21 protein-coding genes are annotated in these 23247 nt (G+C 53.1%); 7 read left to right on the top strand and 14 right to left on the bottom strand.

Annotated features, from left to right (window positions below):
• Positions 1-89 precede the first annotated feature (89 nt).
• The 5 genes from IEX98_RS03225 to addB form a co-directional block, all read right to left on the bottom strand.
• Positions 90-431 carry a histidine triad nucleotide-binding protein gene (locus tag IEX98_RS03225; protein ID WP_188887478.1) on the bottom strand — a complete coding sequence of 114 codons (342 nt, stop codon included), beginning with the start codon at positions 429-431 and terminating at the stop codon, positions 90-92.
• 113 nt (positions 432-544) lie between these two features.
• The gene (locus IEX98_RS03220; RefSeq protein WP_308421733.1) at positions 545-913 is read right to left on the bottom strand and encodes a hypothetical protein; all 369 of its coding nucleotides are present in this window, start codon (positions 911-913) and stop codon (positions 545-547) included.
• A 67-nt stretch (positions 914-980) separates the two neighbouring features.
• On the bottom strand, positions 981-1583 hold the full coding sequence (locus tag IEX98_RS03215; RefSeq protein ID WP_188887477.1) for a hypothetical protein: 603 nt from the start codon (positions 1581-1583) through the stop codon (positions 981-983).
• A gap of 17 nt (positions 1584-1600) precedes the next feature.
• Positions 1601-5443 (bottom strand): helicase-exonuclease AddAB subunit AddA, encoded by a 3843-nt coding sequence (gene addA / locus IEX98_RS03210; protein WP_188887476.1) that lies wholly within the window; start codon positions 5441-5443, stop codon positions 1601-1603.
• Positions 5427-8972: a helicase-exonuclease AddAB subunit AddB gene (gene addB, locus IEX98_RS03205; RefSeq protein WP_374705309.1), complete on the bottom strand. Its 3546-nt coding sequence runs from the start codon at positions 8970-8972 to the stop codon at positions 5427-5429. Before addB ends, addA begins: the two co-directional genes overlap by 17 nt.
• A 174-nt stretch (positions 8973-9146) precedes the next feature.
• On the opposite strand from addB, the gene IEX98_RS03200 reads away from it, so the two are divergent.
• Positions 9147-9476 carry a hypothetical protein gene (locus IEX98_RS03200; protein ID WP_188887474.1) on the top strand — a complete coding sequence of 110 codons (330 nt, stop codon included), beginning with the start codon at positions 9147-9149 and terminating at the stop codon, positions 9474-9476.
• 134 nt (positions 9477-9610) lie between these two features.
• Here IEX98_RS03200 and IEX98_RS03195 read toward each other — a convergent pair whose 3' ends face one another.
• Together IEX98_RS03195 and IEX98_RS03190 are read right to left on the bottom strand one after the other, a co-directional pair.
• Positions 9611-9832: a hypothetical protein gene (locus IEX98_RS03195; RefSeq protein ID WP_042162782.1), complete on the bottom strand. Its 222-nt coding sequence runs from the start codon at positions 9830-9832 to the stop codon at positions 9611-9613.
• A gap of 1060 nt (positions 9833-10892) precedes the next feature.
• Positions 10893-12260 (bottom strand): class I SAM-dependent rRNA methyltransferase, encoded by a 1368-nt coding sequence (locus IEX98_RS03190; protein ID WP_374705308.1) that lies wholly within the window; start codon positions 12258-12260, stop codon positions 10893-10895.
• A 147-nt stretch (positions 12261-12407) separates the two neighbouring features.
• Here IEX98_RS03190 and IEX98_RS03185 point away from each other — a divergent pair, with 147 nt between their 5' ends.
• Positions 12408-13382 carry a Na/Pi cotransporter family protein gene (locus IEX98_RS03185; RefSeq protein WP_188887472.1) on the top strand — a complete coding sequence of 325 codons (975 nt, stop codon included), beginning with the start codon at positions 12408-12410 and terminating at the stop codon, positions 13380-13382.
• Here IEX98_RS03185 and IEX98_RS03180 read toward each other — a convergent pair.
• The 5 genes from IEX98_RS03180 to prmA all read right to left on the bottom strand — a co-directional run bounded on the left by IEX98_RS03180 (position 13379) and on the right by prmA (position 17816).
• Positions 13379-13810 carry an NUDIX hydrolase gene (locus IEX98_RS03180; RefSeq protein WP_188887471.1) on the bottom strand — a complete coding sequence of 144 codons (432 nt, stop codon included), beginning with the start codon at positions 13808-13810 and terminating at the stop codon, positions 13379-13381. The two genes, IEX98_RS03185 and IEX98_RS03180, sit on opposite strands and share 4 nt — an antisense overlap.
• Before the next feature lie 130 nt (positions 13811-13940).
• Entirely contained in the window at positions 13941-15305 is a 1365-nt protein-coding gene (mtaB, locus tag IEX98_RS03175; protein ID WP_188887470.1) for a tRNA (N(6)-L-threonylcarbamoyladenosine(37)-C(2))-methylthiotransferase MtaB, read from the bottom strand.
• Between the two features lie 6 nt (positions 15306-15311).
• Complete coding sequence (locus IEX98_RS03170; RefSeq protein ID WP_188887469.1) at positions 15312-16094, bottom strand: RsmE family RNA methyltransferase; 783 nt, start codon at positions 16092-16094, stop codon at positions 15312-15314.
• A gap of 50 nt (positions 16095-16144) precedes the next feature.
• Entirely contained in the window at positions 16145-16819 is a 675-nt protein-coding gene (locus IEX98_RS03165) for a site-2 protease family protein (RefSeq protein ID WP_188887468.1), read from the bottom strand.
• A gap of 4 nt (positions 16820-16823) precedes the next feature.
• Positions 16824-17816: a 50S ribosomal protein L11 methyltransferase gene (gene prmA / locus IEX98_RS03160; RefSeq protein WP_188887467.1), complete on the bottom strand. Its 993-nt coding sequence runs from the start codon at positions 17814-17816 to the stop codon at positions 16824-16826.
• Between the two features lie 180 nt (positions 17817-17996).
• On the opposite strand from prmA, the gene IEX98_RS03155 reads away from it, so the two are divergent.
• The 5 genes from IEX98_RS03155 (at position 17997) to IEX98_RS03135 (ending at position 22733) form a co-directional block, all read left to right on the top strand.
• Complete coding sequence (locus IEX98_RS03155) at positions 17997-18590, top strand: TetR/AcrR family transcriptional regulator (protein WP_188887466.1); 594 nt, start codon at positions 17997-17999, stop codon at positions 18588-18590.
• 191 nt (positions 18591-18781) lie between these two features.
• A complete protein-coding gene (gene ssuD, locus IEX98_RS03150; protein ID WP_188887465.1) occupies positions 18782-19918 on the top strand; it encodes an FMNH2-dependent alkanesulfonate monooxygenase in 1137 nt (378 codons plus the stop codon).
• Positions 19919-19934: 16 nt separating this feature from the next.
• Positions 19935-20708, top strand: a complete 774-nt coding sequence (locus IEX98_RS03145) for an ABC transporter permease (protein ID WP_188887464.1) — start codon at positions 19935-19937, stop codon at positions 20706-20708.
• A 40-nt stretch (positions 20709-20748) separates the two neighbouring features.
• Positions 20749-21858 carry a taurine ABC transporter substrate-binding protein gene (locus IEX98_RS03140; protein WP_188887463.1) on the top strand — a complete coding sequence of 370 codons (1110 nt, stop codon included), beginning with the start codon at positions 20749-20751 and terminating at the stop codon, positions 21856-21858.
• A gap of 32 nt (positions 21859-21890) precedes the next feature.
• Positions 21891-22733 (top strand): ABC transporter ATP-binding protein, encoded by an 843-nt coding sequence (locus IEX98_RS03135; protein ID WP_188887462.1) that lies wholly within the window; start codon positions 21891-21893, stop codon positions 22731-22733.
• A 92-nt stretch (positions 22734-22825) separates the two neighbouring features.
• Here IEX98_RS03135 and IEX98_RS03130 read toward each other — a convergent pair whose 3' ends face one another.
• Positions 22826-23029 carry a hypothetical protein gene (locus tag IEX98_RS03130; protein ID WP_188887461.1) on the bottom strand — a complete coding sequence of 68 codons (204 nt, stop codon included), beginning with the start codon at positions 23027-23029 and terminating at the stop codon, positions 22826-22828.
• Positions 23030-23038: 9 nt separating this feature from the next.
• Positions 23039-23212, bottom strand: coding sequence for a YfhD family protein (locus IEX98_RS03125; protein ID WP_188887460.1), 174 nt, complete (start codon positions 23210-23212; stop codon positions 23039-23041).
• Positions 23213-23247 lie beyond the last annotated feature (35 nt).

The raw sequence follows: 23247 nt of genomic DNA, 5'->3' as shown, positions 1-23247 counted from the left end.
CTCCCTCCGAAACAGACCGTCCAGAGCATTAAACACGGTTTATCAAATTTCATTATATGTCAAAACAAAAGGCAGGTCAACTTACGTTATTAAGGCAGCAGTGCACCAAGTTTTTCGCCGCCTAAAAGGTGGATGTGCAGGTGATAAACTACCTGCCCGCCATCGCTGTTCACATTGTTGATCAGCCGGTATCCAGCCTCGTCAATGCCTTCCTGCTTGGCGATCTCTCTCGCAGCCTCGAACAGCTCTGCGATGACCGGCCCGTCTTCCGCCGTTACGTCGTTCATCGTCGGAATATGCTTTTTTGGAATAATTAACGTATGTACGGGGGCCGCGGGCTGGATATCTTTAAATGCCAGTACGGTTTCGGTCTCATACACTTTGGTCGACGGGATCGACCCTTCAATAATTTTGCAAAAAATGCAATCCATAATTGCCGCTTCCTCCTTTATTCTTATGTCCTGTTAACGCTATTATACGGGACTCGTCCCGCAGCATCAAGCCGGCTGCCTGCGGCTGTTCCAGAGCCGGCTCGCACTAGCGCTCAATAATACGGAAGCAGCGATACACCGCGCAGGGCTCCATACGGAAATATCTGCCGGTAAAATCTTCGCCGCGGATAGAACGGATAAGGATAGAGTCCGGGACCAGGAGGCGACTGCGGTATGAATGCTCGCGAATCCCAGCCTTGCGAATTATTTGGTACAGCCAAACAGACGACCTCATCGTCCATATGCTCAACAAATCCGTCGATGCACCATCCGTGATGTGTTTGTGCCAGCACATAGCGATGCATATGGTTATGGCAAGTTTCTTTCATTTGCTGCACAGCTGTTAGCGGTTCATTGGGTACATTTACGCTGAGAGCCGCCGTTTGTTTGGCCGCAGCCGTTCCTTTTTTCTTTTTCTCCATTAGGCTCAGCCTCCCCTCTGCTACATCGTATGCAGCAATGGGCGTTTGGCTACTTTTGGGAATGCTTCTACTGGCTTGCTATACTCGCTTCAAGCTGATCCGCAAGCTCCAGCCAATCGATGCCGCTTGCCAATTGAATGGTTGAAATACGAGTCTCCGCCGCATCGAAGTTAAACTTCTGAATAATTTCATATTGCGCGTTCAGAGCGTCTCTGATTTTATTCAGATTGGCAACCTGTTGCTCCGTCATCGGCTGTTTGAGATTATGAAGCTCATCCAGCGACTGGCGAATCTGTTGGAAGTAAGTATTGATGCCGTCTACCTTCGGCTTTTCTCCCTTGAGCAAATAAGCTTCAGCAATGAAAGCTGAATCCGCGGTGCTGCGGGTCGCCGTCAAGTCGCCTTTTCCCGGAGACGTTCCCGGAACTACGCCAAGCTCGTTCAGTTCAAGTAAACGGTTTGCTTCATTCAGCAGCGTTTCATATTGCACTTTCGTCAATACCGCCGTTTCAATGATATGCTGTCCGGTGCGATAGCGCGTATCTTGCTTTCCTTGCAGAAACTGCGAATAGAAAAATACGTTGCCAATCAGGCTGAACACAAGAAGCACTAGCGTAATCGGCAGCGCGAGGGATCGTTTCCCCGCTGCTTGTTCTTCCATGGTCTTCATTCCCCGCCTTCATCGTTTTAAAGTTTGACCGACTGTCCTCCATCGAAAAAGAAAACATGGCATTCCGCAACCGGACGCTTCAGAACGGCTCCGATTGCCTCGGCATACAGTTCCAGCTGGAAGCGGTGCCGCTCGGCAGCCCGCTCCCACTCCTTCATGTAGATCCGATCGGTTTTATAATCAAGCAGCACCAAGCCCGCTTCGTCTTCGAACAGGCAGTCGATAACGCCTTGAATCAGAATCGGCTCCTGGTCTGCCCCGGCGGCATCCGGATAAACCCGGTTTGCCGGCAGCATACAGCTGAACGGAACTTCGCGCTGCACCCAGCGGGCGGCAAGCAGCCGCTGACCGAGGCGGCTAGCGAAAAACGAAGCAACCGCCTCCAGATCGATGGTTTCCGCTTGATGTGCGGTGAGCAGCTTGCGATCCTTCATGAACGCAATCGTCTCAGCCAGCATCGCCTCATCCACCGTTCCGCTTTGGAGCGAAATATGCTGCATCAGCAAATGGCTGACCGTTCCTTTTTCCGCCGCGGTCAATTTCTCTTCTTCCATGAACCGGGGACGGCGCAGACGGAACGTTCCGCTGCTGCCCCCAGAAGTCTTCTCGGGGTTATCCGCCACTGGCAGCGGCAGTTGGGGCAGCAGACCGGCAGTAAAAGCATTCTCCTCCATCGATTCAAGCGCTTCGGCATGAAGCCGTTTCATTTCCGTTACGGAGGTTTTAGCCGGAATGCCCGCTGTCGCCGCATAATCATAGGTCCATTCCAGCCTGCGACGAAGCTCCTCATCCTGCTCTATTCCATCAAGCTGGGCTAGCGAAATAACGCCTTGCAGGGTCGAGTCGTGGCTGTCTCCCCAAGATTCTCCCGGCTCCGAACCTGCCGCAGCTTCAACACCAAACATCGCAGCCTCCAGCACACCGGCACGCCATTGAAATGCACGGACATGCTCAGCTCGGCTTTCTCGATCCTCATCGTTCAGCCGTTCAAACCTCGCCGACGCAAGGGGACCAAGCCAATCCAGATAAGTGGTCACTGCTGCTATACGGAAATCCGTCATGCGTCCTGCTCCATCTGTTGCCGCTTCCCAGCGGCGCAGTTTCGTTGCCGCGTCGGCCACGGTTCCGACAAGAAACATTTTTTCCTTGGGTCTGGTCAATGCCACATACAGAATCCGCATCTCCTCCGCCAGCATTTCCAGCTTCATACGGCGCCGAATAGCCAAATATGGCAAGGTCGGATAGCTGATCCGCAGATCAGGATCAATGAATTTGGGCCCAAAGCCAAGCTGCTTGTGCTTAAGAAAAGCGGCGCGCAAGTCCTGCTGATTAAAGTTTTTGCCCAAACCGGCAGCAAATACGACCGGGAACTCCAGCCCTTTGCTTTTATGAATGGACATGATCCGTACAACATCCTCTTGCTCGCCTAAGGCTCTTGCCGTACCGAGATCGCCGCCGCTGTCGCGCATTCGCTCGATAAACCGCAGGAAGCGGAACAGGCCTCGGAAGGAGGTCGCTTCGTACTGACGCGCCCGGTCATGAAGCGCTCGTAAATTGGCTTGCCGCTGGGTTCCTCCGGGAAGTCCGCCAACGAAATCGGAATAACCGGTCGTTTGATAGATGCTGGCAATGAGATCGGCTAGCGCTCCCTGCCGGGCTTCATCTCGCCACCGCTCCAGCCGTTCCAGGAACAGCATCAGCTTGCGCCGCGTCTCTTCCGGCAGCCGTGTATCTACTGTCGCCTGTTGTACCGCGTCGTAATAGGATGCGCGCCCAGCGCTGATACGTATAAGCGCCAGCTCTTCCGCATTTAAGCCAAACAGCGGAGAGCGAAGCGTGCCTGCAAGCGGGATATCCTGATAAGGGTTGTCAATGACACGCAACAGCGACAGAATCGTCTCCACTTCCGTTGCGTCGAAGTAACCGCTGCTGAGCTCCGCATAAGCCGGGATGCCCGCTGCCTGCAGCTCTTCGATTATAATCGGCGCCCATTGCTGAGTAGCGCGAAGAAGAATAACGATATCTCGCCACTGCAGCGGACGGCTTTCCCGCCTCTTTCCGTCATACACCCGGAATCCTTCGTCCAGCAAGGAACGGATTCGCTGTGCAATCCATCGGGCTTCAAGCTGTGCCGTCTGCAAGTCGGCAGCCGAGTCCTGCTGGCTTTCTCCTTCAGCTTCCCCTTCTTCATCGGCGGACTGCTCTTCGAATTCTGATTCCTGTAAAGAGGAGGAGGATTTATCGATGACAGCAAGCTCGACCTCGAAACTCCCCTTGCTGACAGGCTCTGGGTAAGACGCGCCGCACACTAGCTCCGCCCGCTCGTCGTAATCCATTTCCGCCACCGATTCACGCATAATGGCGCGGAATACGTCATTGACGCCATCCACAACCTCTTTCCTGCTGCGGAAATTACGGGCCAAGTCGATGCGCAAGCCTTGATTGCCTTTGCCTATGCTGCCGTAAGTCCGATACTTCTGCATAAACAATCCCGGCTCCGCCAGCCGGAACCGATAGATGCTTTGCTTTACGTCTCCAACCATGAATCGGTTGCCTTGATCGGAATTGGCAATCAGGGATACGATGGCTTCCTGGACCATATTCGTATCCTGATACTCATCAAGCAGAATTTCATCGAATTGCCGCTGGTACTCAAGCGCTGCAGCCGAAGGTATAGCTTGCTCTGGCGTTGACGCCGGATCGCGCAGGATACGCAGACAATAATGCTCCAGATCGCCAAAATCAAGGAGACCCTTCTCCCGCTTAGCGGATTCATATCTGACACCAAAATCAATGACAAGCTCAGCCAGCGCTTTCATCAGCGGCGCGAGCTCCTGCAGCTCCTGTGCGAACTGCTCCGCCGAACGGCCAAACAGCTCGTCCGCCAATGAACCGACCAGCTTCTTGGCTTGGTCGCGCAGTTCCTTCGCTTGTTCCTGCAGCGCTTTGTCGTACTCATCCCCGCGCATCGCTTTCAGCTTGCCGAAAGCAATCGCCTGAAACGGCTCGAACCAATGCTCCCAGCTAGAAGAGCGTACGGTTTCCAATAAGCCTGATACGAGCAGCAAATCATCCTCGAATGCCGCTGCATAAGGCGAGGGTCCCGCAGGCGCTTTTGTAAGCTCAAGCGCCTGTCGAAGCAGCGATTCGGCGCCCGCCAGCGTCAGTTCTACATCTAGCCGCAGGCTGGCAATCCACTCACTGTCCTTTAACCCCTCCAGCCCGGTCACATCAAAGCTGGCAGCCATCAGCCGAAGCCAATGGGCAGGCCATGGATGGCTTTGCGCGAAATCATACAGTTGCTGCACAAGACGATATAATGGCTCATCGCCACGTTCGCCGCCGAATCGATCAGCAAGGCGCAAAAACGCGCCCCCGTCGCCGGCTCCTTCGTACTTTTCCTCAAACAGCTGATCAAGCACGTCGATCCGCATCAGCTCGCTTTCGGTTTCATTCGCGATGCGAAAGCCGGGATCGAGGCCAATCAACGGATAGTAGCGTCTAATAACGTCCAAGCAGAAGGAATGGAGCGTGGTGATCGACGCCCGGTTCATCAGCGCAAGCTGACGGCGCAAATGCTCCGATTGCGGCTGCCGCTCAAGTTCTTTTTCCAGCGCCAGTCTAATCCGGTCCTTCATTTCCGCTGCCGCTGCTTTCGTAAAGGTAGCAACAAGCAGTCGGTCCACGTCGGATGAGGAGGAGATTTTCCGAATAATCCGCTCGACGAGCACCGCCGTCTTGCCGGAGCCGGCTGCTGCTGCGACAAGGACGTCCGAGCCTTCTGTTACGATGGCTTGCCATTGGTCGTCCGTCCAGGTGCTGTTTTCCGGTTTTACCGGTACATCATTGGTTATCTCCATGCTCGTCCTCCTCCCCTTCCAGCTGCCGCCAGACATCCTCGCCGACGGGCTTGCTTAGTTTCACATACGAATTTCCGTCAAACAGCGGATCAAAGTGGCAGACCGGTTTGTAATCGCAATACTGGCAAGGCGATTTCGTACCCAGCCGGTAAGGCTCAATCGACACTTTGCCGCAGCCGATATCTGTTCCAATCCGCGCAATTGTGCGCCTGACCGAGCTGCGCAGCACATCCCACTGGCCATCGGTCACGACCGAAGAACTGCTGTAAAAACCGCCGTCCCGCTTCAGTGCAACCGGCAGCAGCTCCGAGTAGCCCGTATCTAATTGATCGTCCATTAACCGAACCGTTTCCGCTTCGGCGGTAACGAGCCCGCGCAGCTTGAAACGCTTCAAAAGCTTGGCGTTCACTTCCGCGCCGCTGATTCCGTTAGAAACAGCCAGAAGCGGATTGTGCACGTGGAAATACAGCACCCCCGCTGGTGAAGCTGGCTGACCCAGCCATTCCGAAGCATGCGTAATCAACACGTCCAAATACGTGAGCATTTGAAGCGACAAGCCATGCGCCACCTCTTCAAGGCGCAGCTGCGTGGCACTCGATTTGTAGTCGAGCACCCGAAGCAGCAAGCCTTGCTCCGTCTCGGCCGCATCAACCCGGTCAATCCGGCCGATAATTTCCATCGATCGTCCGTCCGCAAGGGGAATAACTAGTGATGGAAGCGTGCCTTCCGGTCCAAAGTCAACCTCCAGCCCCACTGGCTGAAACTGCGCCCGTCTAGCGTGCTCGCTTAACATGACAGCGGCTTGCGCGACAATTTCTTTCAGCTTGCGGGCAATGTATTGAAAACGTCCGCTGCTTAGCAATATTTGTGATTGCAGCCGCGGTGCAAGCTCATCGACCGTCTTCGCCGCCTCCGCCCGGATGTCAGACTCCGCCATGGACCCGAATCGCGTTCCAAGGCCGCCAGCCAGCCGGCTGAGCGCCGCGTGGAACAACTGGCCCATATCGGGCGCCTCCAGCCTGTACTGCTGCCTCTCGCGCAGCTTGAGACCGTGTATGGCGAAATGCTGGAACGGGCAGGAGACGAAACGCTCCATTCTCGATACACTTGCCTTCAGATGCTCGCCGTACAGCTGTCTTGCCGTATCAACGGTAAGAGCCTCCTCCTGATTGGAAAATCCAAGCGATGCCGCGAGCAGAGACAGCTTGTCTTGCCATTGCGGACGGATTGCATACCAGTTGTACAGATCCCACCAGAATGGTGCGATCTCCGCTCCCTGCCGCCAAGCCCGAAGCTCTGTAATCAGATGGGATAGCGTCCGGTTAGGATGCGCAATATAGCTTCGCTGCTCCTTCTCTGCCATACCAGGCGTCGGCTCTCCGTTCGCTTCGCTCACCGGGATACCGGGAAAAAGCTGCTTGACCTGACGAATAACTTCGGACGGAAGCAGGCTTTTGCCTTCTTCATCGGCTTGCGCCCAGCTGATCCACAAATGGGAGCTTGGCGTCGTTAACGCATTATAGATGATGAATCGCTCGTCCAGCAGCCTTCTCCTTACGCCGGGAGCCATTGTGAGCCCTTCGTCCGCAAGCCGCTCCCGTTCCTGCTCCGTCAATATGCCGTCCTCTTGAATACGCTTCGGCATTACACCGTCGTTCGCGCCAAGCACGTAGCAGACCTTCACATCGCCGGATCTTGTCCGGTCCATGCTGCCGACCAGCGTCTGATCGATCGCTGGAGGAACCGCAGACAGCTTCAAGCTCTCTAAACCAGTCTCTACCATGCCGGCGAAAATTTCCGGTGAAATCGCTTCGCTGCCAGCCATCTCAACGAGCTGGTCCAGCAATTGCATCACGCCGTCCCAAAGCTGCCGATGGGCGCGAGCGCGCTGCGTTCTGCCAGCGGCAGCATCCTGCCGGCTCCATCGCTCCAGCCGGTCAGCAGCATCGCTGTGATCAAGCAGCCGATAAAGCGCTTCGCACATGGCCCGCACATCTGCCGCCTGCTTGAGCGCATTGCCGAATCGCCGGAGCGGAGGCACAATTGCTTCCCGTGCCTCCAGCACAGCTTCCAGCTCGCGCGTCGCTCTGGCACTAGGCTCGGCGATAGTCTCTTCCTCCAGCGACTGAACCATAATCGGCCGCCATCTTTTCCGGTCCTGCCACTTCCAGCCGTCGATTCCGGCTGCAAGCACGTAGTTCTCCAGCAAGTCGAACTGCTCCCTCGGCATGCTGCCTTCGATCGGAAACAAAAGTTCAGTCTTGATGCAGCGGAATACCGCTTCATAATGCCAGCCATGCAGTACCGTTTCCAAGGCGGAGCGGATGAATTCGACGAGCGGATGATGGACAGCAGACTCTTTCTGATCAAGAAAATAGGGAATCTCGTAATCGCGGAATGCCGACTCGATATAATCGTTATAGTCGGCAGCGTTACGAACCATTACAGCCATATCCCGCCAGCGGAGCCCTTCCTCCCTCGCTCGTCGAACGATATCGCGTGCAACAGCCTCTACCTCGGCACGACGGTTTGCCGCTGCATGCAAAGACAAGCCGCAAGCCGGATTTTCCGCTTCCAGCAAGCTCGGATCGGGTAAAAGCATTGGCACCCGGGTACCGTAATGCCTCTCCAGATGAGCCATCATCGGACTATCGGCATATCGGGTATGTACGGATGATTCGCCAAGCACAACGGGCTCGAGCACTTCTACACCCGCCTGCGAGGCAAGCTCCAGCAATTTGCCGTACGTCTCTGCGGTAGGATGAAACAGCTCAAGCTCATGCGGCTTTTCCCCTTCTGCATACGCCCGATTCAGCGTCAGAGCAACCGTAACTTCTGCAGAGCTAGCAATCAGCGCGCCAAGCGCCTCGTATTCTTTTGGCGTAAAGCCGTGGAAGCCGTCGATCCAGAGCGCGGCCCCCCGCATGGCGTCTGCTGAAGCATAACCTTCCGTCAGCCTCGTTAAATAATCCTCAGAATCTATATATAAACCCGTCAATTCCCGTTCCAATTGCCCATATACCAGCTGCAGATCATGCAGCTTGCGCCGCAGCAGTGAAGATTCCGCCAGCTGCGGTCCTTGCTCGGACAAAGCTTCTCCAACGCTGTCAGCGTCGATCCCGTACCGTTTCCATTCGGTTAGCAGCTCGCCCAAACGCTCAATAAAGCCCGGCTGACCGGCGCCGCTTTGGAACAGCTCAAGCTCATTGCCAAGCCTATGTACAATTTTGTACAACAGCATATGCTTGCCGGTATCGCCGATGGGCACGAGCGCTGTACCGCCCGTTTCCTGCATGACCCGGAACGAGAGCCTCCGGAAGCTTAATGCCTGCGCGCGCACCGCGCCGTCAAGGCCGCTCCCTTTCAACAGCGAATATTCCGTCTGGAATGTCGCTTGCTCTGGAACGAGCATAATTAGCGGCGAGCCTTTGGGCTCCTTCCGCAGCCTGTCGCGAATTTCTTCGAGACAATAGGTTGTTTTTCCCGAACCAGATCGGCCCAGCACGAATCGAAGCGCCAAGTCCGCCACCTCCCGTTACATTCTCATAATCTACTATAGTATCATATTAGCGACTTTTTTTCACTTCAGGAACAAACGTATGTTCTGGAATATTTTTTCGAAATCGGAACATAAACTATTGAAATTCCAAATATTCCGAGTATAATACTTGGTAAATAGATAAACAGAATGGGGATGCGGAAGATGCGCTCAACAACAGCAATCGTAAAGCAATGGGTCGATGACCACCTGGACCTGTTAAATTATGCTAGGCAAATTGGCGATGCCGATTGGCAGCGTGAAATCATAGCAGTGCTGAAGCAAGCCGAGCAGCAGACGAAAGAACTGGTCTTGAACGTAAAGGCAGAAGAGCTGTGGCGTCAATTCGACCGCATTAACGCAAAAATGCTGGAGTTGTACAATCAGCTGAGAGGCACGAACGATGCTTTCGAAATTCATTCGCTGAAAGAGGAAGTATGGGCGCTGAAGCTAAAACGGCTGGAGCTTAGCAATTTGCTGAAACAGCAAGCTTAAGTCCACCTGCTTATTTGGGACAACGAGGTTTTTCAATAATGATCGGTAAAAATAAAAAAATCCCGCATGCGGTAGACCGCTTTGCCGGACATCATCCATTTCTATAAAACCGTTATGTAGGCCGTGGGGGCTAATTACATAGCGGTTTGTTTCATTTCACGCATCATGCCCATCATCATCGTCATCATTTCGTCGCATTGTTGCATGTTGGCCATCATTTGATCCATGTCCATACCCATCATGTCCATTTGCTTCATTTCCATCATGCCGTCCATCATCATCTTCATGTTGTTCATCTTGCACATCATTTCTTCCATACACATCGTCATCATCATCTTCATGCTCATCATTTCCATCGTTGTTGCCTCCCTTCTACTCATTTCCTTTGCTCAATTAGAAGGATATCCCATCCGCGGATAAAAATCAATACTTTTTTTCAAAAAAAGATTGCTTTCGAAATTTGTTCTGTGCTATTATTAAATATTTTGGGTTAGCCGATAATTCCCCTTGGGTTTATTTCTTTTGTCGGGTTTGCGGTGAGTATTTTACTCGGGTATTACTTGCGAGGCACAAAAACGATGCATTATTGGTGCTGCTGTACGAAAGGTCTTTGTTCCAAAATCCGGACAAAAAGGCATGGAGCTGAGCAGCTCCTTACTAGCCTCTCCGCGGTTCTACGATGTAATTCTGATCAACTAACCCTAACTAGCTGGTTGGAGCTTCACAGTTGAATACGTCCACTTGTTTAACTAACTAGACTCTGCTACTTCCGTATTCTGGTCACAAAACGCCATACGTGACGCATTAGCAGCTTAACAGGGTTAGCCAGCTTCTACTCTTCGTCCACACGTACGACCCATGTCACATGCCAAATCCCAGATAGCCAGAGTTGAACAATGCAGTCCCACCCAGCAAAATTATATAACGAACTTTGATTCTCTATTTTGCCAAGGAGGTTCGCTACAGGCTGCCATATATTAAATCAAAATGTAAAAATACAGGTTGCCAGCCGCTTTTTAGCCGATTTATCGCTTCAAAATGCAAAAGTGCAGGTTGATTGACCTAAAAAGCCTCGAAAGGGCGAAATCGAGTGATTTCAAATGTATTTTTGCATTTTGAGTACTGGTTTAGGCCGATTTGGGGGTCGTCAACATGCACTTTTACATTTTGTTGAATGAGTAACGTCATGTTGGTTCATTTGTGATCTTGGTTTGTGATGGTTGGTTTCAGGGGGTTAGGGGGAGCGGAGCGTTTTGAGTTCAAGATGACTTTGCGCAGATTCTATCCATCTTTCATCGTTATAGCGATGGGGAAAATGGAATCAAGCATGGCAGCATGGACCAAAACGCGCAGCGGAGCACCACATACACATAAAAAAGCTGCCGAAACATTCTCGACAGCTTACACCAACATATTCTATTTGCTTCGAACCTCAAAAATCGCAAATTTCAAGTAATGGCCTTCGCTCACGCCCAGAAGCTGCGGATGGTCTTTGCCCGCCGCGCGCCACTCCACTAGCCGCAGCAGCTTGCCAGCGTCGGATGCAGCCTCCTGGATCGTCTCCAGGAACAGATCAGGCTTCATATGGTAAGAGCAGCTGGCTGTCACCAGATACCCGCCTTCGTTTACCAGCTTTAGCCCGTGGAGGTTGATATCCTTGTAGCCTCGGCATGCTCCAGGCACGGCGCTTTTCGTCTTAGCGAACGCCGGCGGATCGAGAATGACGACGTCCCATGTACGGCCGTTGCCGCTGATAGGCTTCGAAGTGTCCGCTCCCGCCCGGCTCCGTTCCGCTTTTTCCTCCAGCCCCTTCACTTGCGTACGCAAGTATTCGAAGGCGTCTGCTACAACAAATTCGACACGGTCTATAAAGCCGTTGCGCACCATATTTCTTTGCGCGGTGTCGATTGCATGCTGGGATACGTCCAGACAGGTTACGCGCTTCGCTCCGTATTTGCAGGCATGCAGCGTGAAGCTTCCGGTATGCGCAAAGCATTCCAGAACCGTAGCCCCATCCCAGAACGGGAACGTCACTTCTTTGCCATTCGCATTAACAGGAACAGACCGGAACTGTCCGTCCCCACCTTCCAACTGCTGCAGATGAATGCCGCTTCTCCCACCCCAGCCGGTCATTAACGGCTTGATGGAAGCGCGGTTTTCGCGCTGATCATAGAAGTAGCCCGTTTTTTGCCCCTCAACGATATCAACTTCCAGCTTCAAGCCGTTTTCCTCGATCTCGATGATCGACGGACATTCGCCGTAAAGCACACCTGTACGCTGCTCCAAGCCTTCCAACTGCCTTACGCCAACATCGCTGCGCTCGTAGATACCTTTAGGCTGGAACACGTCAATGAGCGCTTCAATTAAAGCCTCGCGTCTCTTATCCATACCCAATGTCAGCAATTGAACGACCAGTACATCGTTGAACCGGTCCACCGTCAAACCCGGTAAAAAGTCAGCTTCGCCGTATACCAGTCTGCAATCACGATCCGGCACAAACCGGCTGCGATGATCCGCACAATGCTGCAGCCGCTCGCGGAAGAAATCCGCGTCCATCTCATCCAGAGGCTTATATGCGACGATACGAACGGTAATCTGCGATTGCGGATTATAATAGCCGGATGCTAGAAACCGTCCTTTATGGGAAACGACGTCAACGATATCGCCTGGGGAGGCCTCGCCCTCGACCCGTTCGATTTCATTGCCGTAAATCCATGGATGGCCAAGCTCCAGCCGGTTTTTCCGGCCGCGCTGCAGCCAAATCGTTGCTTTGTTTTTGCTCACTTCACTCATTCTTCCTCTCTCTGTTCCACTGCGCCGTTACCAGAACGCAGCGCAGCCTCCCGTAACCGGGGCGCTTGTCATGCCTGTCCTTATAAAAGCATATGTATAGATACATAAAAGCGACACTATTCAAAGGAGCACATGTCCATGCTAATTGCAATTGCGCTTCCGATGGCGCTTGGTTTCGCCATCTTTCTTAGCGGAATGAAGCTAATGGAGCTAGCCCTTCATCAGCTGGCCGGACCGCACTTGAACCGGGTGCTGCACCGTTCCACCGCAACACCGCTGCATGGTCTCGCCGTCGGCACCGCGACGACCGCCTTCTTGCAGAGCAGCACGGCCGTCACCGTCATTGCCATCGGACTTGTAAATGCCGGTTTGCTCACTTTTCCGCGTACGCTTGGCATTATACTGGGCACGAACATCGGCACCTGCCTGACGACCGAATTAATCGGCTTAAGCTTGAACAAGCTGGCGCTTCCACTGCTTGCGGTGTCTCTTGTCGTATGGCTGATAACCGTGCCGCTCACCGAATTTCGGCTAGCATCCTTGCGCAGCACAGCGCTTCACAAGCTGGCCATCATCCGTTCCGGCTCCGTCGCACTCGGCGGCTTCAGCATGCTGCTGGCCGGAATGGCTGTCATGCAGACGGTTGGTCCCGACGTGCAGCAAAGCAGCATGTTCAGCTGGTTTTTGGACAAATCGCAAACCAGCCTATGGTGGGGATTAGCTGCAGGGGCGCTTCTCACTGCTGTCGTCCATAGCAGCGCTGCCGTCATCGGCATCATCATGGGCTTCGCCAGCATCGGCGCAATGCCCCTTGAGCTTGGGGTTGCCGTCGTATTGGGCGCCAATGTCGGCACTTGCGTGACAGCACTGCTCGCCTCAATCGGCGGCTCCAAAAGCGGCCAGTTCGTCGCCTGGTCCCACGTTGCTTTGAATGCAGGGGGCGCCTTGCTGTTCATGCCGTTTATCGGCCAGCTTGCCGACGCATCGGGATGGCTCGCCCATTCTCCCGCCAGCCAAATCGCTCATTCGCAAACGTTGTTCAACGTCGCAAGCTCGCTTATTGCGCTGCCCTTGTGCTACTTGCCTGTTTTTCGAAAGCTTCAGTCGGCCTAATCGGTCTTCAAGCCAAGCAGCAGAAGCGCACCGGACAAAATCCGGTTGTTGTTATCGTAGCCGGATTGCTTCTGGCGGCGCCAGGCGTCCATTGGCTCAAACCAGTCGACGCCGCGAATTTCTTCTACCTGCGCCTGCAGCGAGCCTCCGACAGCCTCCACCAAATAATAATGAACCTCTTTGTCCACCGTTCCTTTTGCCTCGTCATGGTACTGGTATTTGATCTGATCGATCGGCTTGACAATGACACCGGTCAAACCAGTCTCTTCTGCAATTTCCCGAAGCGCGGTCTGCTCGACCGTTTCGCCCGGTTCCATTTTCCCTTTAGGGAGCGATACTTTCCCATAACGATCCTGTATGAGCTGAATTTGCAGCTCTCCCGCTTCCGTGCGGCGGTAGACGACGCCGCCTGCAGAAATTTCCTTCACGACCGCTTCCCCCTCGCCTGCTCGACATTTTTATGCTCTATGCAACAACGAGGCTCCCTCGTCCAGCCGACAATCGGCTAGGCCGGAAACCTCGCTATCATTCTTTTTAACGGTAATTACCGCAGTAATATTAAGCCCGCAGCGCTTCCGGATGGCCGAAATTGTTCAGGCCGCTCTCATCCAGCACGCGAATCAGCTGGCCGCGGTTTTCATTAACGCCCGCTTCCGTAATTTTGACGCGGCAGAGCTTGCCGATCAGCGACTCGTCGCCATCGAATACGACTTGCAGATAATTATCGGAATAGCCCATAACGAGACCCGTTCCAGGCGCTCCTTTATAGTCGCGTTCAGGAATGATATCAAGAACGGTACCGACATACTGCTGTGCGTATTGAAGCTGCATCTTCTCAGACAGATCAATCAGCTTGTGCACGCGTTCGTTTTTCACTTCTTCGTCGACCTGATCTTCCATTCTTGCAGCAGGCGTACCTGTCCGCTTCGAATAAGGGAAAACGTGCATTTCGGAGAAGCCTACGGCCTCCATAAATTTATAGCCCTCTTCAAACATTTCATCCGTCTCGCCAGGGAAGCCAACGATAACGTCGGTCGTAATCGCTACGCCCGGCATCGCTTCGCGAATCCGCTGCAGCTTAGCCGCGAATTCTTCTGTCGTATATTTACGGCGCATCCGTTTGAGCACAGAGGTTTCCCCTGCTTGCAGCGGAATGTGAAGATGGCGGCACATTTTGGACGAACGTTTCAAGACATCGATCATCGTATCATCAATCTGGCTTGCTTCGATCGAACTGATCCGGATTCTTTCCAAGCCGTCTACTTTATCAAGATCCCAGAGCAGATCGGTTAAACGATAGTTTTCCATGTCATCGCCATAACCGCCCGTATGGATACCTGTAAGAACGATTTCCTTGTAGCCTGACGCCACGAGCTGCTTCGCCTGCTCGATAACGCTTTGCGGCTCACGGCTTCGTGACAAGCCCCGCGACCAAGGGATAATGCAGAAGGTACAGAAGTTGTTGCAGCCTTCTTGAATTTTAAGAAAAGCACGGGTACGCTCCGAGAAATCAGGCACGTCCAGCTCTTCGAATTGGCGCGTCTTCATAATGTTGCGAACGGCGTTGACAGGCGTCCGGTCAGCATGAATCTGATCGACAAACGAAATGATTTTCTCACGATCCTGCGTGCCGATGACGAGATCCACGCCAGGAATTGCCATAATCTCAGCCGGCGATGTTTGCGCATAGCATCCGGTTACTGCAATGACAGCGTTCGGATTGCGCCGTACGGCACGACGAATAATCTGACGGCTTTTCTTGTCGCCAGTATTCGTTACTGTACATGTATTGACCAGATAGACGTCGGCGGTTGCTTCAAAGTCAACCTGCTCGTAGCCTTCATTTTTAAATAGCTGCCAAATGGCCTCTGTGTCGTAAAAATTAACTTTGCATCCTAAGGTGTAAAATGCTACCGATGGCATAATCGCTTACGCTCCTCCCATTTCTCCGGCTTCGTACAGCAAGCAGGTCAAGCCAACGATACCTGCGGTTTCGGTCCGCAATATCCGTTTGCCCAAGCCGACGATGACCGCTCCGGCCGTCTCCGCCCCGTTTGCTTCTGCTTCCGTAAAGCCGCCTTCGGGACCGACGACGATAAGCAGCTTGGGCTCGGCGGGCAGCTGCCCCCCGGAAGCCTGCTTCCACTCGAGCAGCGCATCCCTTACGCCTTTGCCCTCTGCTCCGTCGCCTTCCCGTTCATAACAAAACAACGTTAAATCATAATTCGATATCGAATCAATCAGCTCTCGCCAGCTGCGCACAGCTTCGATCGCCGGCACCCTGCAGCGGTGAGACTGCTCCGCCGCCTCCTTAGCGATTTTGCTCCAGCGCTCCAGGCGTTTCGCTTCTTTTTTGCCGTCATACTGCACGATCATCCGCTCGGACTGAAACGGCGCAAACGAATACGCGCCGATCTCGGTTCCTTTCTGAATGACGAGCTCCATTTTATCGCCCTTGGGCAAGCTTTGCGCAATCGTCACCGACCATGCAGGCTCGCTGTCCATCGGAAGCTCCTCCACGATCCGGGCTGTTACCTCGGTCGCACTCGCCTCTACAACAGCTGCAAGCGCAACGCGTGTTTGGCCGTCACTGACGATAAACTTCTGGTCTTCCTTCATCCGCATGACGCGAACCGCATGAAAGGCGTCTTCGCCCAACAAGCGTACGCCAGAGCCGTCGAACTGCTCCGCGGCTACAAAATATCGCTGCATACAATCATCCTTCATCATAGCATGTTTTAACGGTTAAAATCCATGAGTCATTAATAGAACATTGGCCGGATAATACTTGCAAAAAAATCGATCAATGGACTGATCATACCTAGAACCGGATCGAGCGTCACTCTTCTTAAAGGCGGTACAAATACGATAATTAAGAAAAAGAACACGCCCCACTGCACGTTTTGATCCATCTTATAACGGACCTTTAACGGAACAAGATCCTGAATAATCCGATAGCCGTCCAGCGGCGGCAGCGGAATCAAATTGAACACGAACAGCAAGAAATTCAGGCTAATCAGATACCCTAGAAAAGTAGTAAGGGCAAGACTGACGCCTCTAGAGCTGTTAGCCAGCACACCCGACGAATCAAGAGCAAATAAAAGCACCAGGCCGATAATGCCAATCACCAGATTACTGAGCGGCCCTACAGCCGACACAACGACCCCCATCAAGCGGGGATGCTTGAACCGGCTCTGATTGACCGGTACAGGCTTAGCCCAGCCAAACCCTGCGATCAGAATGAGAATAGCGCCAAGCCAATCGATATGTACGCGCGGGTTCAACGTAACGCGGCCAGCATCATAAGCCGTATTGTCACCAAATTTATACGCACTGTAGGCATGAGCGAATTCATGCACAGTGAACGCGATAATCAGAACAAGTGCAACAAACGGCAGATCCTGCAGCGGATAAGCGAGAATGCTATCCCAATTCATTTACTCACCTCGGCTTTCGTACGACGAATGCAATCCAGTCCTCGTCACGGTGTTTATGTTCAATCTCAAAGCCGGAGCGAATGAGACCTTCTTCTACGTCCGTCTCTTTATTTTTATAAATACCGGATGCAATATAAGTGCCGCCTGGCTTAAGCGCTGCGTATACATCGTCGGTGAAGAGCAGAATGATATCCGCTAAAATATTTGCGACGATGAGATCAACCGGCAGCGATACGGATGTTTGCCGAGCTTCGCTTTCATTGGCCTCGAATACGACTTTCCCGCCCAAAACGCCCATCAGGTCACTCTCGATCACTTCGATTGTATCTGACAATCCGTTCAACTGAACATTTTCTGCTGCGCTGGCAACGGCCACCGGATCCAGATCAAGCGCAAGTACACGCTTTGCTCCCAGTTTGATCGCCCCGATAGCCAAAATGCCGGAACCCGTACCCACGTCGATGACTTCCTCGCCGCCTTGAATGACTGATTCAAGCGTCTTTAAGCAAAGGGACGTTGTTGGATGCGTGCCCGTGCCAAACGCCATTCCAGGATCCAGCTCGATAATTCTTTCGTCCGGCCCCGCCTCGTAAGGCTCCCATGTCGGCTTAATCGTCAGTGTATCGGATACGCGGATCGGTTTAAAATATTGCTTCCAAGCGTTCGCCCAGTCTTCTTCGTCAACGAGCTTGGAACTGATCTCATACGCGCCGGGATCAATACCGAATTCACGCAGCTGTTCGATCCGGGGCTTCAGCGTTTTCTCCAGTTCATCTCCGTCGATTCCTTCAACGAAGTAGCCCTTGATGACAGCTTGGCCTTCCGGTATATCGTTAAGCGGAGTATCATACCATTGTCCGAGCGAAGTGTCGCGCTGTTTGTTCAGCGTTCCCGATTCTTCAATGGATACGCCGCCTGCGTCCATTTCATGCAGGAAGTTCGAGATCATCTCGATCGCCTGCTCTGTCGTTGAAATTGTAATTTCATGCCATTTCATTCTTGTTAACCTCCAGTGTGAAAAACTAACATCTATTGTACACTAATCGGCATGCTTGCACAAAAAGGGATTGCAGCGCCTATGCATTGGTTGTGCTACAATATTGTCTAATTGTTGGAAAAAAGTGCGGGCTGCTTCTCATCCCGCCCCATTACGCAGCATTCAGGAGGGCTAACCGATATGTCACCCCGCAACGCCATTAAGGATCAGAAGCTTCGCGACGAACGCAAGCGCCAGCTGCTGGATGCGGCTATGCATGTGATCGCCAGACGCGGTCTTCCCGCTACCAAAATCGCTGATATCGCCGCTACTGCAGGCATCAGCGTTGGCAACGTCTATAAATCTTTCGGTTCCAAGGATGAAATTTTCCGCGCTCTTGTAGAAAGCGGTCAGCGGGAATACCGCGAATTTGTTGAAGAAGCGTTGGCTCTTCCCGCCTCTCCGTATGACAAACTTCATTGGTATACAAGCAATTGGCTGACCTACAGCAACGGCTGGGCCATTACGATTATTTTGCAGTATGCCCGGACATCCGAGGCCGTTCCCGAGCAATTAACCCAAGCGGTAAGCGCAAGGTTCATCGACAATTTACGCCCTATGGCCGCCATCATCGCGGAGGGCCAGCATTCGGGCATTTTCAAAGCTGGCGACAGTATGGAGCTTGCACTGATGTATGTATCCATGATGGAAGGACTTATTTTGCACGACATTCCCGGCATACGGGAAATAGCCAGCCTAACCCCTGAGAAGATGATGGCCATGCTGTTAAAATAAAGATTGACTATTAATGGCAATTACTGCTATCATGCTTACATAGTGAATAATTATTCATCGTTAGCCTACCGGAAGTCCGGAGGCGCATAACGACTACTTTGTTAAAAAGAGTTGTTATGCTTTTTTTATGCCTTTTAAACCAACTTAACCGATGAGAATAATTAAACAATCTGACGAACAGGATGTGCACAATGAAGCTGTTTTGGTTCATTCCGACCTACGGAGACGGACACTACCTCGGCACCGGTATCGGGGCTAGAACGACATCCCCCGTCTACTACCGGCAAATCGCCGTTGCGGCGGATGATCTGGGTTATGACGGCGTACTGTTGCCAACAGGCCGCTCATGCGACGATCCTTGGGTTACCGCTTCGGCGTTGATACCCGTTACCAAGAGGCTAAAATTTCTCATTGCCGTTCGGCCCGGCCTCGTATCCCCGACTCTGGCCGCCCGGATGGCAGCCAGCTTCGACCGCAGTTCCGAGGGAAGACTCCTCATTAACGTTGTAGCGGGAGGCGATCCAGTCGAACTGGAGGCGGATGGCCTTTTTCTAAAACATGACGAACGCTATGAGCTTACGGATGAATTCATGGTCATTTGGCGCAGGCTGCTGCAACAGGAGACGGTAACGCTGAACGGCAAGCATCTGCAGGTTGCCGAGGCTGTTAATTTATTGCCTGCTTTGCAGCAGCCTCACCCTCCCGTTTATTTCGGAGGCTCCTCGCCTGCAGCTATCGGTGTTGCTGCGAAGCATGCCGACTGTTACTTGACCTGGGGCGAACCGCTTGAGCAAGTCAGGCAAAAAATAGCGCATGTTAAGGAGCAAGCAAAAGCAGCGGGACGGACCGTAACGTTCGGCATCCGGTTGCATATCATCGTTCGGGAGACGGCGGAGGAAGCTTGGGCCGCTGCTGATCGGCTAATCCGGCATTTGGATGACGAGACGATTGCCAAAGCGCAGCAAGTCTATGCCCGGATGGATTCCCACGGCCAACAGCGCATGACGGCCACCCATAATGGAAGCCGAAGCGGCCTGGAGATCGCACCCAACCTTTGGGCCGGCATTGGCCTTGTCCGCGGAGGTGCAGGCACTGCGCTTGTCGGTGATGCCGATACCGTAGCGGAGCGGATCAACGAATATCGAGAGCTTGGCATCGACACTTTCATCTTGTCCGGCTATCCGCATTTGGAAGAATCGTACCGGGTTGCTGAGCTGCTGTTTCCGAAGCTTCGCACGGATGCGGGTAGCGAATCGCCATCCGTTGCTCCAAAAGGGCGAAGCGGTGAAATGATCGCGTACAACTACAAACCGGGGAGCCATCGTTAGATCGAGGAGGAGCTCCATGTTGAAAAAATTTTATAGCACAGCACTCTCTGCAATATCAGTACTGTTCGTCCTGCTTCTCTGGTGGCTAATCACTAGCAGGCATTGGGTCAACCCGCTGTTCGTCCCTTCTCCAAGCAAAGTTTGGGCGGCATTTATTCAGATTTTCCAGGACGGGTATAAAGGCAGTACGCTTCTTCACCATCTGCTAGCCAGTCTTTTCCGGCTCGGAAGCGCCTTCGCTCTGGCGCTTGCAACGGCAATTCCACTTGGCCTCATAAGCGGATCATCATTTGTCGTTCGATCGCTGCTCGACCCTTTCATCGAATTTTACAGGCCGCTGCCGCCGCTAGCCTATTACACCATCCTTGTGCTGTGGCTGGGCATCGGCGACTCTTCCAAAATCTTTTTGCTCTACTTGGCGGCTTTTGCGCCGCTGTACATCGCCGTCGTCGCAGGCGTACGCCGCGTGCCGCTGGATCGCATTCATGCCGCGCGTTCGCTAGGCGCGAACCGGCGCAAGCTGTTCGCCCATATTTTGCTGCCCTCTGCGCTTCCGGAAATTTTCACTGGCATTCGCACAGCGATTGGTGTCAGCTATACGACACTCGTAGCCGCTGAAATGGTGGCGGCCATTTCCGGAATCGGTTGGATGGTGCTCGATGCGAGCAAGTTTTTAAGAAGTGATATTATATTTGCCGGCATCATTCTAATGGGCCTCATCGCCATTGCCATCGATTCCTTTATCCGCTGGCTGGAACGGCGATGGGTGCCGTGGAGCGGCAAAGAATAACCGGCGCCAACGCCAATAATAAATAGGAGTGGAATTCATTATGAAATCGAAAACCCGGAATTATACCGTCTTGTCCATCCTTCTAATTGCATTAACAACCATGCTTGCCGGATGCGGCGCTGATAAGGGCAACAATGCACCGGCAAAAGAGACGGCTTCCGCTACAGTCTCACCATCTTCGGCAGCGGCGCCTGAAAAAACGGCGGAAGCTGCTCCTGTGCAGCCAAAGGAAGTGAAAATCGGCTTTCAAATCATTCCAAACGCTGAGCTTCTCGTGAAAGCGCAAGGGCTTGTCGAGAAGAAGTTTCCTGACGTCAAAGTAACTTGGCTGCAATTCGATTCCGGCCGGGACGTTAACACAGCTATCGCATCCGGCGGTATTGATCTCGGACTTGCAGGTTCTGTTCCCGTTGCTATTGGACTCGCAAGCCAACTGCCGTATCAAGTCTATTTTTTGCATGATGTCATTGGCGACAACGAAGCTTTGGCTGTCCGCAACAGCTCGAACATAGCAGGTGTCAAAGATTTGGCAGGCAAAAAAATCGCCGTTCCGTTCGGCTCAACGACTCACTTCAGCCTGCTCGCCGCCTTAAAACAAGAAGGTGTCGATCCGAAGTCGGTTACGATTCTCGACCTGCAGCCTCCCGATATCGTAGCGGCATGGCAGCGCAAAGACATCGACGGCGCTTTCGTCTGGCAGCCTTCGCTTGCCAAGCTCGTTGCTGACGACGGCAAGATTATCATCTCCGCCAAGGCGCTTGCCGAGAAAGGCAGCATTACGGCTGATGTCGGCGTCGTACGCAGCGAATTTGCCAAGCAATACCCGCAATTTCTGAAAGACTACGTTGGTTTGCTGGACGAGGCAGTGCAATTGTACCGCACGAACCCGAATGAAGCGGCCAAGTCGCTTGCTCCGCTGCTTAGCCAGCCGGAAGCTGACACCCTCTCACAAATGAATGAGCTGGTATGGCTCTTATCGTCCGAGCAATCGACTGAGAGCTACTTAGGCACGGGAACTGGCGTCAGCGGATTTGCGCAGGTGCTTCAAGCAACAGGCGAGTTTCTCGTCGAGCAGCAGACGATTCCTTCCGCACCGGATGCGACTGTCTATCAGCAAGGCATCTACAATGAGGCGCTTGCAGGCAAATAACCTAACGCCAATAACGAAAGGAGCACTAGCGAATGATAGAAGCGGCGATTGATGATGAGATTTGGAAGCCCAGGGAGCAAAGCGAATCCGCCAAGGATGCCGTTGCCTTAAATAGCGTCTCCCTTCGTTACGGCGGCAAAGCAGCCGGCAATACAGATGTTCTAGGAGCTGTTCAGCTTCATATTCAGGAGGGGGAGTTCGTTTGCATTCTTGGACCTTCGGGCTGCGGCAAAACCTCGCTGCTTAAACTTGTGGCCGGCTATGAGAAACCGACTGAAGGCGAAGTGAGGCTGTACAATCAGCCTCATCCCGGCCCAAACCCGAAGGTCGGAGTCGTTTTCCAGCATGCCAATCTATTTCCTTGGCTGTCTGTCAATCGGAATGTGCAATTCGGGTTGAAAATGCTTGGCTTGAAGCGTTCCGAACGGAACCGCATCGCCATCGAAACACTGGGTCAGGTCGGCTTGGATTCTGCAGCTTCCCTGCTGCCGCATCAACTGTCGGGAGGTATGAAGCAGCGCGCCGCAATCGCCCGTGCACTAGCTGCCAACCCGGCTCTGCTGCTCATGGATGAGCCGTTTGCCGCTCTAGACGCCATCACGCGGGAATCCTTGCAATACTTGCTTCGCAAGCTTTGGATTGAGACTGGCAAAACGATTGTATTTATTACGCATGATGTGGAGGAAGCGCTGCTGCTGGGCTCCCGGTTAATCGTTATGAAAGGCGGCCCCGGCCGCATCGAAATCGATATGCCGAACAGTTTGAACCGGGCATCCGAGCCCTTCGCATTCGCCCGCCAGCACTTGCGATATGGGGAGACGCGAGAGCAGCTGCTCAAGGCTCTTCGTCCTTCCGATCAAAGCTGGCAGGATTGAGCGGCATGCATAGCAGTCTATCAAACAAACAGGGCAGTTCAAAGGTCGTCGTCGACCTTCGAACTGCCCTGTTTTGCTTGCACAGCCGGTTATTAACCGATTGTTTCAGTTGAACCGCCGATCTGTTCGATCAAATGAACGGCACGGTCGACGACATTCGCATCCACTGTGGCCGTCAGCCATCCGCTCTCGTACAAGCCGTTGACTTCGAATGCGCGCAGCGCCTGCAGCTTATGCAGCGCCTCTTGCGCCGCTTCCGGCCCGGAGAAATTCGCCCGGATTTCGATCTGATTCATCGCAGAAGCCTATTCTTGCTGCTGTTCGTGAGCGTGTTGATCCGCTTGAGCGGCACGTTGCGCGGCTTTGCGGTCAGCTTCGTCAGCCAATTCTTCGGAAAACTCTACATCCTCGTTTTCACCGATTGGCAAGTTTGCAAAGTTTTGCTTTTCAAGCTCGTTTTTCTCGTTGTTCTGTGGCATGATTGGAAGCTCCTTTTGTCTATAGATTCATTGGA

This window comes from Paenibacillus radicis (ex Gao et al. 2016), assembly GCF_014641555.1.
Classification (GTDB): Bacteria; Bacillota; Bacilli; order Paenibacillales; family Paenibacillaceae; genus Pristimantibacillus; species Pristimantibacillus radicis.
Note: the sequence above shows the minus strand (reverse complement) of the source record. Positions and strands in the feature narration are given on the sequence as shown.

What these genes read in the sequence shown, in the direction of transcription:
- IEX98_RS03225 (WP_188887478.1), bottom strand. Translation starts at nt 431, where the DNA reads ATGGATTGCATTTTTTGCAAAATTATTGAAGGGTCGATCCCGTCGACC.
- IEX98_RS03220 (WP_308421733.1), bottom strand. Translation starts at nt 913, where the DNA reads ATGGAGAAAAAGAAAAAAGGAACGGCTGCGGCCAAACAAACGGCGGCT.
- IEX98_RS03215 (WP_188887477.1), bottom strand. Translation starts at nt 1,583, where the DNA reads ATGAAGACCATGGAAGAACAAGCAGCGGGGAAACGATCCCTCGCGCTG.
- addA (WP_188887476.1), bottom strand. Translation starts at nt 5,443, where the DNA reads ATGGAGATAACCAATGATGTACCGGTAAAACCGGAAAACAGCACCTGG.
- IEX98_RS03200 (WP_188887474.1), top strand. Translation starts at nt 9,147, where the DNA reads ATGCGCTCAACAACAGCAATCGTAAAGCAATGGGTCGATGACCACCTG.
- IEX98_RS03195 (WP_042162782.1), bottom strand. Translation starts at nt 9,832, where the DNA reads ATGGAAATGATGAGCATGAAGATGATGATGACGATGTGTATGGAAGAA.
- IEX98_RS03185 (WP_188887472.1), top strand. Translation starts at nt 12,408, where the DNA reads ATGCTAATTGCAATTGCGCTTCCGATGGCGCTTGGTTTCGCCATCTTT.
- mtaB (WP_188887470.1), bottom strand. Translation starts at nt 15,305, where the DNA reads ATGCCATCGGTAGCATTTTACACCTTAGGATGCAAAGTTAATTTTTAC.
- IEX98_RS03170 (WP_188887469.1), bottom strand. Translation starts at nt 16,094, where the DNA reads ATGCAGCGATATTTTGTAGCCGCGGAGCAGTTCGACGGCTCTGGCGTA.
- IEX98_RS03165 (WP_188887468.1), bottom strand. Translation starts at nt 16,819, where the DNA reads ATGAATTGGGATAGCATTCTCGCTTATCCGCTGCAGGATCTGCCGTTT.
- prmA (WP_188887467.1), bottom strand. Translation starts at nt 17,816, where the DNA reads ATGAAATGGCATGAAATTACAATTTCAACGACAGAGCAGGCGATCGAG.
- IEX98_RS03155 (WP_188887466.1), top strand. Translation starts at nt 17,997, where the DNA reads ATGTCACCCCGCAACGCCATTAAGGATCAGAAGCTTCGCGACGAACGC.
- ssuD (WP_188887465.1), top strand. Translation starts at nt 18,782, where the DNA reads ATGAAGCTGTTTTGGTTCATTCCGACCTACGGAGACGGACACTACCTC.
- IEX98_RS03145 (WP_188887464.1), top strand. Translation starts at nt 19,935, where the DNA reads ATGTTGAAAAAATTTTATAGCACAGCACTCTCTGCAATATCAGTACTG.
- IEX98_RS03140 (WP_188887463.1), top strand. Translation starts at nt 20,749, where the DNA reads ATGAAATCGAAAACCCGGAATTATACCGTCTTGTCCATCCTTCTAATT.
- IEX98_RS03135 (WP_188887462.1), top strand. Translation starts at nt 21,891, where the DNA reads ATGATAGAAGCGGCGATTGATGATGAGATTTGGAAGCCCAGGGAGCAA.
- IEX98_RS03130 (WP_188887461.1), bottom strand. Translation starts at nt 23,029, where the DNA reads ATGAATCAGATCGAAATCCGGGCGAATTTCTCCGGGCCGGAAGCGGCG.
- IEX98_RS03125 (WP_188887460.1), bottom strand. Translation starts at nt 23,212, where the DNA reads ATGCCACAGAACAACGAGAAAAACGAGCTTGAAAAGCAAAACTTTGCA.